The sequence below is a fragment of the Stenotrophomonas sp. AN71 genome (genome assembly GCF_050435725.1).
Classification (GTDB): domain Bacteria; phylum Pseudomonadota; class Gammaproteobacteria; order Xanthomonadales; family Xanthomonadaceae; genus Stenotrophomonas.
The window spans coordinates 450,110-466,175 of record NZ_JBNDKU010000001.1 but is presented as its reverse complement, the minus strand read 5'-3'; the positions used below and the strand labels follow the sequence as shown (position 1 = coordinate 466,175).

The 16,066-nt window shown below is 65.8% G+C and carries 13 protein-coding genes; 5 read left to right on the top strand and 8 right to left on the bottom strand.

The genetic code is table 11. From position 1 onward, the window contains the following. Position 1: 1 nt before the first annotated feature. The 5 genes from ABH900_RS01985 to ABH900_RS01965 all read right to left on the bottom strand — a co-directional run bounded on the left by ABH900_RS01985 (position 2) and on the right by ABH900_RS01965 (position 5,090). Entirely contained in the window at positions 2 to 1,261 is a 1,260-nt protein-coding gene (locus ABH900_RS01985; protein ID WP_429620782.1) for a class I SAM-dependent methyltransferase, read from the bottom strand. Next, the gene (locus tag ABH900_RS01980) at positions 1,258 to 2,025 is read right to left on the bottom strand and encodes a DUF1365 domain-containing protein (RefSeq protein ID WP_429620780.1); all 768 of its coding nucleotides are present in this window, start codon (positions 2,023 to 2,025) and stop codon (positions 1,258 to 1,260) included. Before ABH900_RS01980 ends, ABH900_RS01985 begins: the two co-directional genes overlap by 4 nt. Beyond that, a complete protein-coding gene (locus ABH900_RS01975; RefSeq protein WP_429620778.1) occupies positions 2,022 to 3,299 on the bottom strand; it encodes an NAD(P)/FAD-dependent oxidoreductase in 1,278 nt (425 codons plus the stop codon). The genes ABH900_RS01980 and ABH900_RS01975 overlap by 4 nt, the downstream gene beginning before the upstream one ends. Position 3,300: 1 nt before the next feature. Further along, on the bottom strand, positions 3,301 to 4,200 hold the full coding sequence (locus ABH900_RS01970; RefSeq protein WP_429620776.1) for an acyl-CoA desaturase: 900 nt from the start codon (positions 4,198 to 4,200) through the stop codon (positions 3,301 to 3,303). A gap of 122 nt (positions 4,201 to 4,322) precedes the next feature. Continuing rightward, positions 4,323 to 5,090, bottom strand: coding sequence for a hypothetical protein (locus ABH900_RS01965; protein WP_429620775.1), 768 nt, complete (start codon positions 5,088 to 5,090; stop codon positions 4,323 to 4,325). A gap of 130 nt (positions 5,091 to 5,220) precedes the next feature. Here ABH900_RS01965 and ABH900_RS01960 point away from each other — a divergent pair, with 130 nt between their 5' ends. Together ABH900_RS01960 and ABH900_RS01955 are read left to right on the top strand one after the other, a co-directional pair. Then, complete coding sequence (locus ABH900_RS01960) at positions 5,221 to 5,844, top strand: sigma-70 family RNA polymerase sigma factor (protein WP_429620774.1); 624 nt, start codon at positions 5,221 to 5,223, stop codon at positions 5,842 to 5,844. Next, positions 5,841 to 6,515, top strand: a complete 675-nt coding sequence (locus tag ABH900_RS01955) for a ChrR family anti-sigma-E factor (protein ID WP_429620773.1) — start codon at positions 5,841 to 5,843, stop codon at positions 6,513 to 6,515. The genes ABH900_RS01960 and ABH900_RS01955 overlap by 4 nt, the downstream gene beginning before the upstream one ends. A gap of 35 nt (positions 6,516 to 6,550) precedes the next feature. Here ABH900_RS01955 and ABH900_RS01950 read toward each other — a convergent pair whose 3' ends face one another. The 3 genes from ABH900_RS01950 to ABH900_RS01940 form a co-directional block, all read right to left on the bottom strand. Beyond that, complete coding sequence (locus ABH900_RS01950; RefSeq protein WP_429620772.1) at positions 6,551 to 8,740, bottom strand: hypothetical protein; 2,190 nt, start codon at positions 8,738 to 8,740, stop codon at positions 6,551 to 6,553. 146 nt (positions 8,741 to 8,886) lie between these two features. After that, a complete protein-coding gene (locus tag ABH900_RS01945; RefSeq protein ID WP_429620771.1) occupies positions 8,887 to 10,095 on the bottom strand; it encodes a nuclear transport factor 2 family protein in 1,209 nt (402 codons plus the stop codon). A gap of 94 nt (positions 10,096 to 10,189) precedes the next feature. Beyond that, positions 10,190 to 11,095: a helix-turn-helix domain-containing protein gene (locus ABH900_RS01940; protein ID WP_429620770.1), complete on the bottom strand. Its 906-nt coding sequence runs from the start codon at positions 11,093 to 11,095 to the stop codon at positions 10,190 to 10,192. 297 nt (positions 11,096 to 11,392) lie between these two features. Between ABH900_RS01940 and ABH900_RS01935 the strand changes: the two genes are divergently transcribed. The 3 genes from ABH900_RS01935 (at position 11,393) to ABH900_RS01925 (ending at position 16,049) form a co-directional block, all read left to right on the top strand. Beyond that, a complete protein-coding gene (locus ABH900_RS01935) occupies positions 11,393 to 13,246 on the top strand; it encodes a M1 family aminopeptidase (RefSeq protein WP_429620769.1) in 1,854 nt (617 codons plus the stop codon). 98 nt (positions 13,247 to 13,344) lie between these two features. Next, positions 13,345 to 15,492 (top strand): protein kinase domain-containing protein, encoded by a 2,148-nt coding sequence (locus ABH900_RS01930; RefSeq protein ID WP_429620768.1) that lies wholly within the window; start codon positions 13,345 to 13,347, stop codon positions 15,490 to 15,492. After that, positions 15,489 to 16,049: a hypothetical protein gene (locus tag ABH900_RS01925; protein ID WP_429620767.1), complete on the top strand. Its 561-nt coding sequence runs from the start codon at positions 15,489 to 15,491 to the stop codon at positions 16,047 to 16,049. The genes ABH900_RS01930 and ABH900_RS01925 overlap by 4 nt, the downstream gene beginning before the upstream one ends. The last annotated feature ends 17 nt before the right edge of the window (positions 16,050 to 16,066 follow it).

Sequence of the window (16,066 nt, the reverse complement as noted above, 5' to 3'; positions counted from 1 at the left end):
CTCAGCCCTCCCGCCCCGGCTGGAGCATCGGCCGATGGCCCGGGCGCGCCAGCAGCAGATGCGAGACACCAATGGAGCGCTCCAGGAATCCACCCTCGCAGTAGGCCAGGTAGAACTCCCACAGGCGGCAGAAGCGCGCATCGAACCCCTGGGCGTGCACCGCCGGCAACTGGGCCAGGAACCGCTGGCGCCACGCTCGCAGGGTGAGGGCGTAGGAAGGGCCGAAGTCCTGCTGGGCGATCAGCTGCAGGTCGCTGGCCCGGGTCTTGGCGGCCACGATCGCATTGATCGAGGGAATGAAGCTGCCCGGGAACACGTAGCGCTTGATGTAGTCCACGCTGCGCCGCGCCTGCTCGTAGCGGTGGTCTTCGATGGTGATGGCCTGCAGCAGGGCAACACCGCCGGGCTTCAGCAGCCGCTGCAGCGTGGCCATGTAGGTCTCCAGGTACTCCGCACCGATCGCCTCGATCATCTCGATCGAGACCAGTGTGTCGAACTGGCCCTGCAGGTCACGATAGTCCTGCATCAGCAGGGTGATATGGTCCTGCAGGCCTGCTGCCTGCACACGCTGGGTCGCCAGTGCGTGCTGCTCGGCAGAGATGGTGGTGGTGGTGACGTGGCAGCCATAGTGCTGCGCGGCATGCAGGGCAAAGCCGCCCCAGCCGGTGCCGATTTCCACCACGCGGTCGCCCGGTTTCAGCTGCAGCTGCTGGCAGATGCGGTCCAGCTTGCGCCGTGATGCCGATTCCAGTGATTCGTCCGCGTTGGCGAACAACGCCGAGGAATACATCAGGTCCGGTGACAGGAACAGGGCGAAGAAATCGTTGCCCAGGTCATAGTGCGCGGCGATGTTGCGCCGGCTGCCCTCGCGGCTGTTGCGGCGCAGGCGGTTCCAGCCGCGCAGCAGCCAGCCGCCGATGCGGGCGGGGCCGTGTTCCATGCTGTCCAGCAGGTCGCGATTGCGCACCAGCAGCTGCACCAGCGCCACCAGGTCATCGCAGCGCCAGTCGCCATGGATATAGCTCTCGCCGGTGCCGACGCTGCCCTGCGCGGCCACTTTGCGATAGAACGCCGGGTCGTCGATGGTCACCGTGGCGTGCAGCCCACCGCGTGTTTCACCCAGCCACACTTCACCGAGCGCATCGCGCACGCACAGGCGGCCCTCGCGCAACGGCGCAAGCTGGGCCAGCAGGCGGCGGCGCAGGAACGCATCCAGTGCGCCGGGATGCGGCAGTGCCACCGTGGGAGTCATTTCGTTCATCGGGGTTTCCCTGCCAAGGTGGGGTGGTCGTGCACGGGGTTGCGCTTCAGCCAGAGCCGCAGTGCGTGCCAATGAATGGCGGTCACCACCTGCATCGTCATCAGCGGGTAGCACGCCAGCACGCGGGCCAGGCCGGGCCCGTCCAGCGGATGCCGCTGCATGCTCTGGGTGGCATCGAACTGGCGCACGCCATCACGCCAGACCTGCATGTGCACGCGAAGGACATCGCCAGGGCAGTTGAAGCGCCAGTCATAGCGGCAATCCATCGCCATGAACGGCGACACATGGAAGCACTTGTCGAACTGCCAGCGCATCGAGCCGCCGTCCTGCGCTGCCGTCGACACTGGAAGCACGTAGGCGTGGCGCTCTTTCCAGGGTGTGTTGGTGATCTCGGCCACGATGCACTCCAGCGTGCTGCCGTCGGCGGCATAGCAGTAGTAGAAGCTGACCGGGTTGAACACGTGTCCGGCGAAGCGCAGATGCGTGAGCAGCCGCACGGGGCCGTCCGGACGGTGGCCAAGGCTGCCTGCGGCATGGTCGCGGATGGCGTCTGCCAGCGGCATTGCGGCGTCACCGAAGTAATCGCTGCGCCGGAACTCGGCCAGGTTGCGGCGATTGACCGACCACAGCCAGCGGCCGGCGAACACCGTCTCCAGCTCGTCCAGGTCGAGCAGCAGCTGCGCCACCGGGTAGCGGAATGCATGCGGGTGCGGGTGATGCCGACGATGCACCACCTGCCCGAAATAGAGCGCGCTGGCGTTCACGCCGCCACCTCACCTGCAACCGGGGGTGAGCACAGGGACTGGCGTGCGCGTAGGGCTTCCACCACGCGCTGCGCGCTGCGGATTCCATCTTCGTGGAATCCCCAGCCCCAGTAGGCGCCGGCGAACCAGGTGTGGCGATGGCCCTGCAGGTCGTCCCAGCGCTGCTGTGCGCGCACGGCGGCGTGGTCGTGCACGGGGTGGGAATACTGCAGCGTGCGCAGCACCTTGGTCGGATCGATGGCCTCGCTGCGATTGAGGGTTGCCACCAGTGGCGTGTCGCCGGGCAGGCCCTGCAGCAGGTTCATGCAATAGCTGACCGTGCAGAGCGCAGCCGGATCGTGGGGCACATGGGCGTTCCAGGCAGCCCACGCTCTTCGGTTGCGTGGCAGCAGCGAGGCATCGGTATGCAGTACCACTTCGTTGCGCTGGTAGCGGATGGCGCCAAGAACATCGCGCTCGACGGCATCGGCATCGGCCAGCAATGCCAGGGCCTGGTCGCTGTGGCAGGCCAGGATCACCTCATCGAACGCCTCTACGCCTGCTGCGCTATGCACGCGCGCGCCCCAGGGCATGCGCTCGATGGCCGTGACCGGGCACTGCAACCGCTCATGGACCCGCCAACGGCGACGCAGCGCATCCACGTACCGCGCCGACCCGCCCGTGACGACGCGCCAGCTTGGGCGGCCGGTCATCTGCAGCATCTGGTGGTTGGCCATGAACTGGACGAGGTAGCGCGCCGGGAAGTCCAGCACGCTGGCGGTGGGCGAAGACCACAGCGCCGAGGCCATTGGCAGCAGGTGCTCCTCGATGAAGGCATCCCCGTAGCGTTGATCGCGAAGGTACTGGCCCAGCGTGGGGCCCTCGTGCCCGGACAGCAGCTGCGGCGCATCGCGGTAAAAGCGCCGCAGGTCCGCCAGCATGCCCCAGAAGCGCGGCGATACCAGGTTGCGGCGCTGGCAGAACAGGCCGTCCAGCGAGGTCGCGTTGTACTCCACGCCACTGCGCTCGCTGTGCATCGAGAAGCTCATCGTGGTCGGCTGCGAGGCCACGCCCAGCTCATCGAACAGCGCCGTCAGCAACGGGTAATGATGGGGGTTGAAGACGATGAAGCCGGTATCCACGGCCATGCATACGCCGTCGACCTGCACGTCGTGGGTGTGGGTGTGCCCGCCCAGGTAGTCATTGGCCTCGAACAGGGTGACGTCATGGCCGGCGTCCAGCCACCATGCGCTGGCGAGGCCTGCAATGCCCGATCCGATGATCGCGATGCGCATGTCAGTATCTCGCCTTGGTCAGCACCCATGCGGGGATGGGCTTGAGGCCCTTCACCAGGCCCAGCGCCGCCATCATGCGCAGCCCATACCAGGTCAGGTCGATTTCCCACCAGCGAAAGCCCTGGCGGACGGTGCCGGGGAAGAAATGATGGTTGTTGTGCCAGCCTTCGCCGAAGGTCAGCAGGGCCAGCCAGAGGTTGTTGCGGCTGTCGTCGCGCGTATCGAAACGACGGCGGCCAAAGCGATGCGCCAGCGAGTTGATGGTGACCGTGGCGTGGAACAGCACCACGGTGGAGATGAAGAAGCCCCACACCAGCAGCTGCGCGCCCGAAGTGTGCAGCCCGGGCGCCCAGCGTTCCAGTGCTGCGCCGAGCGCGAACAACGCCATGGCCAGCAGCACCGGCACCGCCGTATCGAAGCGGTCCAGCCAGCGCAGTTCGGGAAAGCGCGCCAGATCCGGAATCCGCGACAGATCGGTAGCGAAGGCTTCACGTGTCAGGAACCAGCCCATGTGGCTGCGCCAGAAGCCACCTTCACGTGGCGAATGGGGATCCAGCGGTTGATCGGCGTGGCGATGATGGTGGCGATGGTGCGCGGCCCACCACAGTGGACCGCGTTGCACGCTGGATGCACCGATTGCAGCGAACAGGAACTGCACCGTCCGCGACGTCTGGAAGGTGCGATGGGAAAAGTAGCGGTGGTAGAACGCCGTGATCGCGAACATGCGCAGCGCGTAAAGCGCAGCGGCGACGATCACCGCCGTCCATGAAACGCCGACCCAGATCACCGTCAGGCAGGCCAGATGCATCAGCGCGAAGGGCACCGCACGCAGCCAGTCGATGCGGCCACTGCGTACCAGCGCAGTCTCCGGTTCACTGCGGGTGTCGAACCACCGTTGCATCGTGCGCAACAGCCGGTGGCGACGGCGGGGCAGGGGCGCTGCAGAGTCCATGGGCAATCCCGGGTGAGCGTATGTCCTTCTCTACGCGGGAGCGCGTCAATTGGATGCAACAGCGACGCGCTTCATCTGGTCGTAACGGGGCACGCCGTGACCAGTGGCCGTGTCCAGGCGTCGCGCCATTCGGACTGTGAAGGGCGGGTAGGCGCCGTGGCGAAGCGCACCACCACCTGCGGATAGCGGCCGCCGGCGTCGCGCAGATTGCTGGTTCCCCTGAATTCCAGAAGGCGCCGGTCGTCATCGGCATAGACCAGTGCCAGTTTCGGGGCCATGGTGCCGTACCATGCATCCAGGCCGACCTCGATGGACTCTGCTGCGACACCCTGCCAGCGCACCTCGCCGCGCCGGACAACCTTGACCGGGTAGAAGCGTTGCCGCCCCGGCACAAGGAAGGGCAGGTGCACGACGTCCCCGTGCATCAGGGCCTGCCAGTGCTGGCGTACGGCAGCATCGAAGCCTGCATCGATCACGGCCGCATCCGGCAACGGCACATCCTGCACGCGCCGCGCGGTGTCACGCGCTTCCTTCCAGTCCACCCGCACACGGCCGCCTGCCAACTGCACGCTGGCGGCCTGGCCGCTGCGCTGATCAAGCAGCTGGTAGCCGCGTGCCTGGACCTGCGTGCTGGCGGGCATCTGCTTGCGCGCGAACGGGGTACCGTCCGGGCACTGGTACTGGACCCAGCGCTCAGCGCCGTCCTCGGCGTTGGCCCGCCAATGCACTTCCCGATACGCCACCGACCCGTCGGCCAGGGTGGCAACACCTTCGGTGCGCAGCAGCGGGTCGGCCAGGGCAACGTGGGGCAGGCACAGCAGCAGCCAGAGGGTACGCATGGGATCGTTTCCGGCGGAGGGGTCGCAGTGCCTACGGCGGATGTGGGCAGGTGGATGCAGCGGCGCGTGCATCCAAATGCCACTGCCGACCGTAGAGGAAGCTACCTTCACCCGCCCGCCGCGAACGCAGATGTACCCTGACGCCGCCAGCCCTCCCTTCAACTTCGACACCGCGCGGACCGTGCCCAGTTCCCAGCAGCCGAGCAACGAGCCGACGAACTGGGCCGGGGACATGGACGGTGTTGCGCGCCTGCGCGACCGTGACTGTTTCATGCGCATCTACGATCACTTCATGCCGCGCCTGTGTGTCTACCTCCGTGGCCTGGGCGCCCCCGGTGCGGTGGCCGAAGAGCTGGCGCAGGAGTGCCTGCTGCGGCTATGGCTGCGCGCCGCAGACTTCGATCCTGCGCAGGGCGCATTGAGCACCTGGCTGTACCGGATCGCGCGCAACCTGCACATCGACCGCGTGCGTCACGAGCGCAGCTGGATGCAGGTGCAGTCGGCGGTGGAGGAGGCGGCTGCGGGGGATCTGGTCGAGCGCAGCAGTGCAGAGCAGTTCGCTGATCACGTGCGGCTGCGCCAGCGCATCAATGAACTGCCGGCCATCCAGGCGCGGCTGGTGCGCATGTCGTACTTCGAAGCAAAGAGCCATGCCGAAATCGCACACGCCCTGGGCATGCCGCTCGGCACGGTCAAATCACACCTGCGACGCGCATTCCTGCAGTTGCAGGCCAAGATAGGGGGCGCACCATGAGCCCGCGTCATCACCTGCACGAATCTACCCTGGTGAGCTACGCGGCCGGCGCCTTGTCGGCGCCACTGAGCGTGGTGGCCGGGGTCCATCTGGAGCACTGTGCACAGTGCCGGCAGCGGCTGCGTGAAGCCGAAGCGATCGGTTCGGCATTGATGGAGCAGACCCAGCCGGTCCGGATCGAGTCGCGGCAGGCGGACCTGCGCAACGCCATGCTGGCGCAGCTGGATCAGCGCGGTGAGGTGGCCCTTCCTTCGTCGCGCAGCGTGGTGGCACGGCCCCAGCCGGGGGCCGATCCTGACCTGCTGCCGGCATCGCTGCATCCCTATTTCGGCCACTCGATGCGTAGCCTGCCCTGGCGCTGGATGGCGCCGGGCGTGCACTGCATCCGCGCGCAGGAAATGCCGTCGCTGATCATGCTGAAGATCGCCCCGGGCAAATCCCTGCCGATGCACAGCCACGGCCGCTCGGAACTGACACAGATCCTGCAGGGCTCGTACAACGATGCGTTGGGGTTGTTCACCCCCGGCGACATGGCGGATCTGGATGAGGACATCGAGCATCAGCCCGTGACTGCCCCTGGCGTACCCTGCATCTGCGTGTCGGCACTGGATGCGCCGCTGGTGTTCAGTGGCTGGCTGGCGCGGAAGATCCAGCGATTCGTGAAGCTGTAAGGAGTAGTGCGATCCCTGGGCGAGCGCATCCGGCGTCAGTTCGACGTTCCGGAGGAGTCCGTAGCGGCCTCGGCGGGCAGCAATCCGGGGCGCTGGTCGAACCATTCGCGTGCCTTCGCCAGGTGCCACTGCCGCTGGTCCCCATCCAGCTCGATGCCGGCGCCCAGCAGCCCCCAGCGCAGGTACAGGTCGCCGCGCTTGCGTTGTTCCAGTAGATCCAGCCGCGCGCGCACCGACAGGCGATCGTTCTCTGCCTGCAGGTTGTCGACCACCAGGTGGCCTGCACGCCAGCGCAGCCTGGCCTGGGCATCAATCTGACCGGAATCCAGCAACGACAGGGTCCAGCGCGGATAATCGGTACGTTGGGCAAACAGTGCCAGCAGTGGGCGCGCATCACTCAGGGTCAGATCGGTAGTGGCATCCACCTGGAACGGCGATTGCGCATCGATGCGGCCGCGCTTGAAAGCAACGCGCCCCTGCCAGGCAGTGTCACGCGGCGTGCCGCCGACCTGCACATTGCGCAGCGCAACGATGGTGCCGGACAGGTCGAAATGACGCTGGCTGAAGTCGCCGCGGCGCAGTGTTGCATTGACGTCGACATCCCCGCCCATGTCCAGCCCCGCAATCCTGGCCTGGGTTTTTTGCCCCAGGAGCCGTGCGCTACCGTGGCCAACGCGGCCGTCGGTATCGAGGGTGGCATCGCCACTGAGCACGCCGGTGCCGCTCAGAAGGTGTACCTGTGGCGAGCGCAGGTAGCGGTTGTAGGCGGCCAGGTCGGGAATCGTGGCCTCGCTGAAGCGCAGGCGCGCACGGACGCCCTTGCGCAGCTCCTGCAGGCGACCATCGCCGGTGAGGTCCAGCGCCAGGTCGCGGCCATCGAACAGTCGCACCTCCTTGGCGTCGCTCGGGCGTGCGCTGAAGCGGGGCAGGCGCACGGCAAGCAGTGCCTGGCTGGGCGAGCCTGCCTTCAACTCGCCATGTGCACTGGCCGTACCGGCAAGACGAACGCCGGCGACTTCGGCCACCGCCTCGGCGGCAGGAATGTCCACCGTACTGCCTTCGATCAGCTCGCCGTTGCGCAGGCGCAGATCGGCCTTCAGCGTGCCGCCACCGTCCAGTTGCAGCCAGGGTTTGCGCACGAACAGGGCAGGGATCCAGTTGAGCGAGGTGAAGGCCCATTCGCCGCGCACCGTGCCTGAGCTGCGCTCCAGGAGCTGAGCGGGCTGCTGGAAGGGAATGTCGCGGCCACGGATATGCAGGTCCGCGTCGACTTCTGCACCCGAACCCGGCCGTGGCGGCAGGCGCGCCTGCAGGCGCAGATCGTCGGCCACATTGAGCTGGAGGGCGAGCACGCCGCGATCAGGGGCGCCATCGCCCATCTGCAAGGGGACATGCCAGAGCAGATGGTCACCGGGCCGGAGCTGTCCATTGGCAAGATGCATCTCGGCGCGCAGGCGACCGGCCACCGGCGAGCTGGCAATCCTGGGCTGCAGAGTGTCGGTATCCATGCGCAGGCCCTGGCTGCGGGCGTCGACGCTCAGCGCGGCACGCAGCAGTTTCAGTTTGGCCAGGCCTGGCGCCTGGTCGCGATAGTGGCGTGGATAGCTGAAGCGCGCGGTGAGATTCATGTCACCCAGCAGCTGCACGCCGTCGAAGCTGCTATCGGCGTCCTTGAAGGTGATGGTGGAGTCGAGCAGTTCCGACGGGCCGCCGCGCAGCTGCTTGACGAAGCCGACCGTGCCCTGGCCCTGGCCGATGATCAGCAGCTTGCCAAAGCGGGCGCTGCGGATGCTGTCGCTGTGGATGCCGTCGAAGTGCAGGGTCCAGCCCTGGTCGCTGCGCGGAGGGGGCGCAATGGCATCCTCGACCCGGCTGATCTCGGCCGAAACACCGGTGGCCTGCAGCCGCGGCACCCGCACTTCACGGCGGAACAAGGACAGAATCGCCAGGCGGGCGCTGGCGCGGTCGGCATGCAGCACGTAGACGGTGTGGTTCACATGCCCACGCATGTGCACATTCCAGGCAATGACATGGCCCGGCAGCACGGTAATGGCTGGGCCGGTAGTCATCACGAACTTGTGCGGCTTGCGGTTGGTGACCTGGTCGAACAGCGGTGTGTTGAGGAAGATATTGCCGGCCAGCAGGTAAGTGGCGTAAACGCCAAGCAGCACGTAGAAGGCGGTGCGCCATCGACGGGATGATGTGTTCGTGGGAAACAGGGGCATGCACCGCTCGAACCGCAGGGATCGTTGCCACTATTGCGAAATGGGCTGAGGCGGGGTGTGAAGCAGGTAGATGGCCGGCGTGAATCCGGCCATCGTTGATCGGTGTGGAGTCCGGGCTGCCGGCCAATGGCCCGCTCGCAAGTGGATCAGCGGGCCGCTGCTGCACCCTGCTGCGCGCCGCTCCCGGCGTCCAACCTCTGAATGACCGCAGCCACTACACCACGGGTGGATTCCCAGTTCATGCCGGTAACAAGCCGGCCATCGGCCTCGACATGCGACGTTCCGCGGGCGCCGTGGCGGAACTGGCCCTTGCTCCCCCGCAGGCGTTGTTCGATCGAGAACGGAAAACTCTTGTAGTAAGCCGCGCCCATGTCTTCGAAGGCATCGGGATAGCCGGTAACACGCTTTCCACTGACCAGTGCTGAGCCATCCGACAAGATCAGGTTCACCAACCCGGCACTGCCGTGGCATACCGCAGCGACGACCCCGTCCTGTTGCTCGTAGATCCGCACCGCCAACGATTGCAGGCCGGCGTTGTCGGCAACGCCATACATTGCAGCATTGCCACCGATATACATCAGCGCGGCATAGTCGCCGGGATTCACCTCGTCGGGACGGCGCGAGTTCGCCAGGGCCCACATGAAGTCGCCATTGTAGATGCCGGCTTTGTGCTCGCTATTGCTGGTATCGATGTAGGCCAGCGGCACGGCGCCACCTTCGGGACTGACGAACTGCACGCCGTAGCCCGCCTCGCGGAATCCGGAGTAGGCATGGATGAGTTCGGCGAAGCTGTTGCCGGCTGCCAGGCGGGTGCCGGGAACGGTGCCGACGCTGGAGACCACCAACAGCACCTGGCGCCCATGGGCTGGGGCCGATTCGCGGGTGGCCGTTTTGCTGATGATCTTCCACTGTCCCTCCAGCTTCTTCAGCAGGAACAGATCGACGAAGCGCGCCTGGTCCTTGTCGACCAGGATCTCCGCCTTGGCGGTCGCGATGTTGCCTTCGACCTGGACGCCGAGCAGGCGGCCGATGCGGCCATTGAACTGGCCGGGGTTTCTGCTGAACCACCCGGCATACTCCGTGATTCCCACCTCACGCATGCCATCGGTTCCCTGGCTGAGGTAGAGCCGCGCATCGGGATGGAAGGCGCGCCGGAGCTGGTCGTCGCGGTTGTAGGAGCTGCCATGCAGATAGTCCTGGATGACTGCAGAGACCTCACGTCCATCCGTGACCGCATCGGCATGGGCCTGTTCGCCGCACAGCAGCGCGAAGCAGGCGAGGGCGAATCCTCTGATGAGGCGTGCTGGCAGTGAGGACGCGCCGATCACTGCCGGCTGGGGACGCGCTTCTGACATATGGGAGACTCCGTTGGGTATGTATCCGGAATCCTGCGGAAGTCCCTTTTGAATCAATACACTGAAGTGCGTTCTGCGACTCCCGGAACGCGTTTCAGGAGTCGCGCAGCTGGGCCTGCCGCCATGCCGCGGGGCTTGTTCCTTCCACCTTGCTGAAGCTTCTGTAGAAGGTGGAAGTGGACAGGAAGCCGGATGCCTCCGCGACCTGCTCCATCGATGCCGTAGCCTGTTGGCGCAGCAGCTGCTTGGCGGCCTCGATCCTGATCTGTGCCAGATAGGGCTTGAAGGCGGTCTTGTGGTTGTCATTGAGCAGCTGCGACAACCGCGCGGGGGGCATACGGAGGCGCCTTGCCAGCTTGGGCAGGGTCAATCCAGCGTCCTTGTAAAGGCCTTCGTCGACCATCAGCGCCTGCAGGGAGCGCAACGTCGCCTCGGCTTCGGTCTGCGCGATCTTGCGATCCCGGTAGGGCTCGACGGTGGCGTGCGGCTTGCGCCGGGCGAGCATCACGCTGATGCTCAGGTACAGCACCAGCGAGAATGACAGCGCGCCGACGATATACGATGTCAGGCCGGCGGTGGCATAGGCCAGCCAGATCAACGCCACGCCCGCGATCACCGATGCGACATGGGCACGGCTCAATGCATCGGCTGGCCCGACGGCGGGAACCTGGTTGGGTGTGCGCAGGAGCATGCCCGTCGCCAGCACCAGGCAGGCCAGCCAGCTTGCCTGGATGAAGCCCCAGACCGGTCCAGCCCACAGGCTTACATGGTCGGTATAGGGGTAGGCGACGCCAAAGGCGATTGCGAGCACGAGCAGACCCAGCGCGAAGAAGGGATCCTTCCGGGTCTGTCGTCGATCAGGATCACGCCAGGCGCGCACGAAGCCGATCAGGCAGACGCCAATGAGGAAACAGCCGGTCAGGCCGATCTGCAGAACCAGCTTGGAAATGTCCGGCCAGAAGTAGAACAGCACGGACTTTCCGGTGCGCAGGCTGAGCATCAGCACCAACGCTGCCAACCAACATTGCGCCGGCCTGACCGGTCGTCGCCATAGCAGATAGACAGACAGCGCCGCACCATTGAAGGCACCCAGGCCGGCGAAGAAGAACAGCAGGTAAGAATCCAGCATGTGGGCGTAGACGCGCTATCCAGTGCCACGGAGTATGCCCGCTTCACACCATGGTGTCCTGCGGCCGGGCCGGCGCCGCAACGGGAGGCCGCCGTGCCGTTTAAACCTTTCCCGTCCTGCGCGCATCCCTATCCGGACAGTGTGTAGACGACCGCCCATGGAGCGAGCATGAACTGGAATGTGATCGGACTGGCAGCCGTGCTGGCCACCTTGATGACCTGTGTGGGCACATCACAGGCGCAGGATCGGGAATCGCTTCAGAACCATCTTTCCTCAGTGGAGGCCAGTTTCGAGTCCAACCCGGATCGCTTCAAGCAACTCTTGGGCGAAACGGCGCCGGCTGTCGCTCTGGTGGAGGACGACCACCCACGACGTTCCAGCCCGGCGCGCGTCATTGCCTTCGACGAAGCCCAGGGGGCTGCTACGGTATTGCTGTCCGGCCGGCTTGTGGCCGGGGTCAGCGGCGATCAGACCTTCAATGCCCTTCTGTACTCAGGGCTGCACCGGATGCGCTGGACAGGCCAGCAATGGCACATCGCCGACCGTATTCCGATGGAGGCCAATGCCATCGTGTCGCAGGACCTGCGCGTTGAGCTGCAGCCTGGCCGAGGCATCCGGGTCGAAGACGTGATCGAAGCCGAGGTTGATTCCGAAGCGGGATTCTTCTTCGGCTTGAACCTCCAGGCCAAGGTGGACGACGTAACGGTCGACGGACGCAAGGCCGCATACGCCTTCCAGGATGGCTTCTTCTGGGTTGACGCGCCACGCGGGAGGCATCGCGTGAAGGTCTCCTATCAGCTGGAGGTCGAGCAGGAGATGGGCGGGAACTCCGCCATGTTCGGCGGCAGTTTCGGTCATCTGCGCAACCAGAACTGGTGGCACCCCTTCATGGGGTTCGGCATCGACAGGGGAGACGGCGAAGTCAGGGTGTCGATCCAGGCGCCGGAACGCTTCAGGATTGCCACCGACCTGCCGCAACAGGAGTCGGTCAGCCACGGCGTGCGGACGGTGGTTGCGCGCTCGACGGGCAAGGTGGGCGCGGTCAGCTGGGCCTACGATGATGCCTGGACGCCGCGGCACTACCAGGTCGGTGACGTACGGCTGGACATCTTCGCCACGGCAGATTATGCGCCGTCCGATGAAGTACTGAAGGCCAGCGTGGCGCAGGCCGTGCACGTGCTGTCGGCCCGTTTCGGCATGCCGCAGACGCGGCGCATCGCCATCATCCAGGCGCGTGGCCGTGATGGGGCGGGTTGGCACTTCCTGTCCAACCAGGCGATTTTCACCGGCGTGCGGGGCGGTAGCCCAACCCGGCTTGAGGGCTACCCGATACGGGCCTTCCTGGGGCATGAGGTTGCCCATCTGTGGACACGCCCCTCGGGCGCCGCCCGCAACTTCCTTGCCGAGGGCTGGGCGACCTATGCGGAGAGCCTGTTGATTGAAGACCTGCAAGGCGCTGAGCGCGCCCGATGGTTCTGGCGCGACCAGGCGCGATTGTTCGCAGCGAGCACGAACGCCAACACGACGGCACTCGACAATGATCCTTCCAATGGTGGCGTTGCCTACAGCAAAGGGGCGTGGGTGCTTGCTATGCTGGAACGGGCCGTGGGGCGGGCGGCGTTTGACCGTGGCATGCGCGCCTTTGCGGCTGCACCTCAAGGGCGAACCAGCTATGAGGACTTCCTGCGTAGCTTCGGTCCTGACGCAGCGACCGCCGAGCGCTTTCTCACGCCTTGGGTCAAGGAAATGGGGGCTGCCACGATCAAGCTTGAGCAGGCAGAGGGAGGGCTGATACTGCGGCAACCGGGGCCTGCTTACTGGCTGCCAGGATTCGAGCTGTTGCTGGAGATGGAGGACGGCTCGATGCACTGGCGAACCGTGGACATCGCCGGTAGCGAGACGTTCGTGCCGCTGGATGCACCGGTTCGGCAGGTTCACCTGGATCCTCTGGAGAAGGTCCTGTTGGTGGCAGGGCGCACGATTGACCTGGATCCGCGTCCGTCGCAGGCAGAGAAGCCGTAACGCGCCGGCCAGAGACTTCGATCACACTGGCTCTCTCGCTCTGTGAACGGACGGAAAGTGACTGATCCTTGCTCCCTCTCAATCAATCAGGAGTGGAGATGGAAACCGTCTTGGAGCAGCCTCCTACCGGGGAGGGGCGGCAGTTCAGTCACTATCGCATCGGAGGCACGTTGGGTGAGGGTGGCTTCGGGCGTGTCCACCTCGCATGGGATGAACGTCTGGCGCGCGAGGTCGCGATCAAGTTCGCGGTACGCGATGAAAGCGGCCAACGGGGACTGCGCTACGAGGCCCAGCGGCTCGCTGCGCAGGCGCATCGTGCGTTTGTAGCGGTGTATGCGCTGGAGGAGCATGCCGGTCAGCTCGCACTGGTGATGGAGCGCATCCATGGCAACACCCTGGCACACGCGTTGGACCGCGCCGGTGCGCTGCCTGCCGAGCGGGTACTGCGGTTGGGCACGGCGGTGGCCGAAGCACTCGCTGTCGCCCATCACCACGGCTGGGCGCATGGTGACCTGAAGCCTTCCAACGTGATGCTCACCGAATGTGGGGACGTGCGCATCCTGGATTTCGGCGCGGCTGCGGCAATCGATCCAGAGCAGACCGTCACCACGGTGTCGGCGCAGGGTGTAGCGGGGACGCTGGCCTATCTGGCCCCCGAACGCCTGCTCGGCGCTCGCGCCGGTGCATCCGGCGACATCTACGCGCTGGGACTGGTGCTGTACGAGGCGCTCAAGGGCGTTCGCGATTTCGAGGTTGACGCGGCCTGGGGCGGATTGCATCGGCGATTGCATGGCAGCGCTGCTGGACGACGGCTCCCACGGAGCATGGACGCAGCGTTGGCCGATCTGATCGAGCGCATGACACGCCGTCATGCGCAGGACCGTCCGCGCTCGATGTCCGAAGTCCACCGCCGGTTGGTGAAGGCGCAGGAACAGCAGCGCGAACGTGGGCGCAAGCGCGCGGATCACCGTGCAGTGCTGGGGCTTATCGTGATGTTCGGCCTGTTCGTCATGTTCGTGCATGATCGCGATATGCGTCGCACCGCGTCGCTTACCGGCGCGGAGCATACGGCGGGCATCAGCGATCCGGTGGCCCGCGCGGAACAACTGTTGGGCGAATTCGACACATCCGGCGCCGTAGCCGAAGCCGTGGCTCTGCTGGAGGGCAGGCTGGCTGCCGACCCGCACGATGCCGGCGCCGCAGCGTTGCTGGCCATCGGCTACTGCCTGCGCTACGCCGGCGATGAACGCGATGAAGTCTGGTTGAAACGCGCGCGCCAGGCGGCCGAGCAGGCCGAACGTGAGGAGCCACAGCAGGCCCTCGTGCAGGCGGCGCGAGGCTGGGTAGAGGAGTATCTGAACAACAAGGCCGGTGCCGAAGGTCACTATCTGCGGGCACGGAGGCTGGACCCGGATGATCGCCATGCACTACTGGGGCTGGCCCGCCTGTACTCCCAGTCGGACCGGGCGGCGCTGGCCCAGCGGGTGCTGACAGATGCCATGCGGCGCCACCCGGGTGACCGTGGGTTTGTCGATACCCAGGGGACACTGCTCTACCAACAGGGAGATCTCGCCGGCGCGGAGCAGGCGTTCCGGCGCAGCATCCTGCTCAAGCCCAGCGGCGTGCAAGCGTACGTTAGCCTGAGCGGCGTGCTGCTGCGCGCGAACCGTATTGATGATGGCCTGCATGTGCTGCAGCAGGGCCTGCGGCACGGCAGCAACGGCCGCCTGTATGGCAATCTCGGCACGCTGTTGTACATGCGCGGCGATTACGCAGAGGCCGCCACGGCGTTCGAGCGCGCACTGTCCGATGCGAAGGGCAGTCCCAACGACTATCTGAAATGGGCGAACCTGGGCGATACACTGCGCTGGTTGCCCGGCCGTGAAGCGCAGGCGCACGCAGCGCACCTGCGAGCCTTGCAGATGGTGGACACCCTGCTGCAACGTAGCCCGGACAGTGCAACGCTGCAGAGTCGCAGCGCGGTGTATGCCGCACGGCTGGGGCAAGCCTCGCTGGCACGGCAACGCATCGAGGCCGCGCTCGGGCGTGGCAGCAACAGTGCCGACCTGCAGTTCCGTGCCGCGCTGGTGGCCGAACTCGGCGGCGCACGCGAAACCGCATTGACGCACCTGCAGGACGCTATTGCGCGCGGCTACCCCACGCATATGATCGCCAGTGAGCCGGACCTCCTGGCTCTGCGCCGGGACCGGCGCTATCACCGCATGCTTACAGGGAAGCCAGAATGAGTGTGAACGCCATCCCGCCCGCGGCCGATGCCGCGATCATCCGGGTCAGTTTCGATATCGAACAGGTCAGCTCGGACCTGCTTTGGCAGGCTGCAGAAGTAAAGACCCATCGCGATCTCTATTCGCCGGTCGGCCGCTATGCCGGGGCCGTGCATTTCCGGGAAGGTGATACGGTCAGCGTGGAGGTCACAGCCTATGGGCGCACAGGCACCCTGCTGTCGACCAACATCCTCGACGCCATGCTGTACACGGTTCCGCATACTTCGGGCGAACGCTTCTCGGCACCGTCGCCTTTCTCGAGCGTACGAGCCACCACGCCGATCGAGCAATGGCAGCCGGCCCAGATCAAGCATGACCAGGAACCCGGCGTCAGCGCTTCGGTGCAGCGCTCGCTGACCCCGTTGACCGTCGTACAGGACGACGGGCGATGGAAGCTGTCGCTGATTCTGACTGTGGTGATCGAGCGCCAGACCAGCGCCGGTCCGCAACAGGAAATCCGGGTCTTCTCGTTCGACCCGGAAGCCGAAGTAGGGTCGGGCACCGAGCCGCCGGTCTGACATTGCGGCCGCCGTCA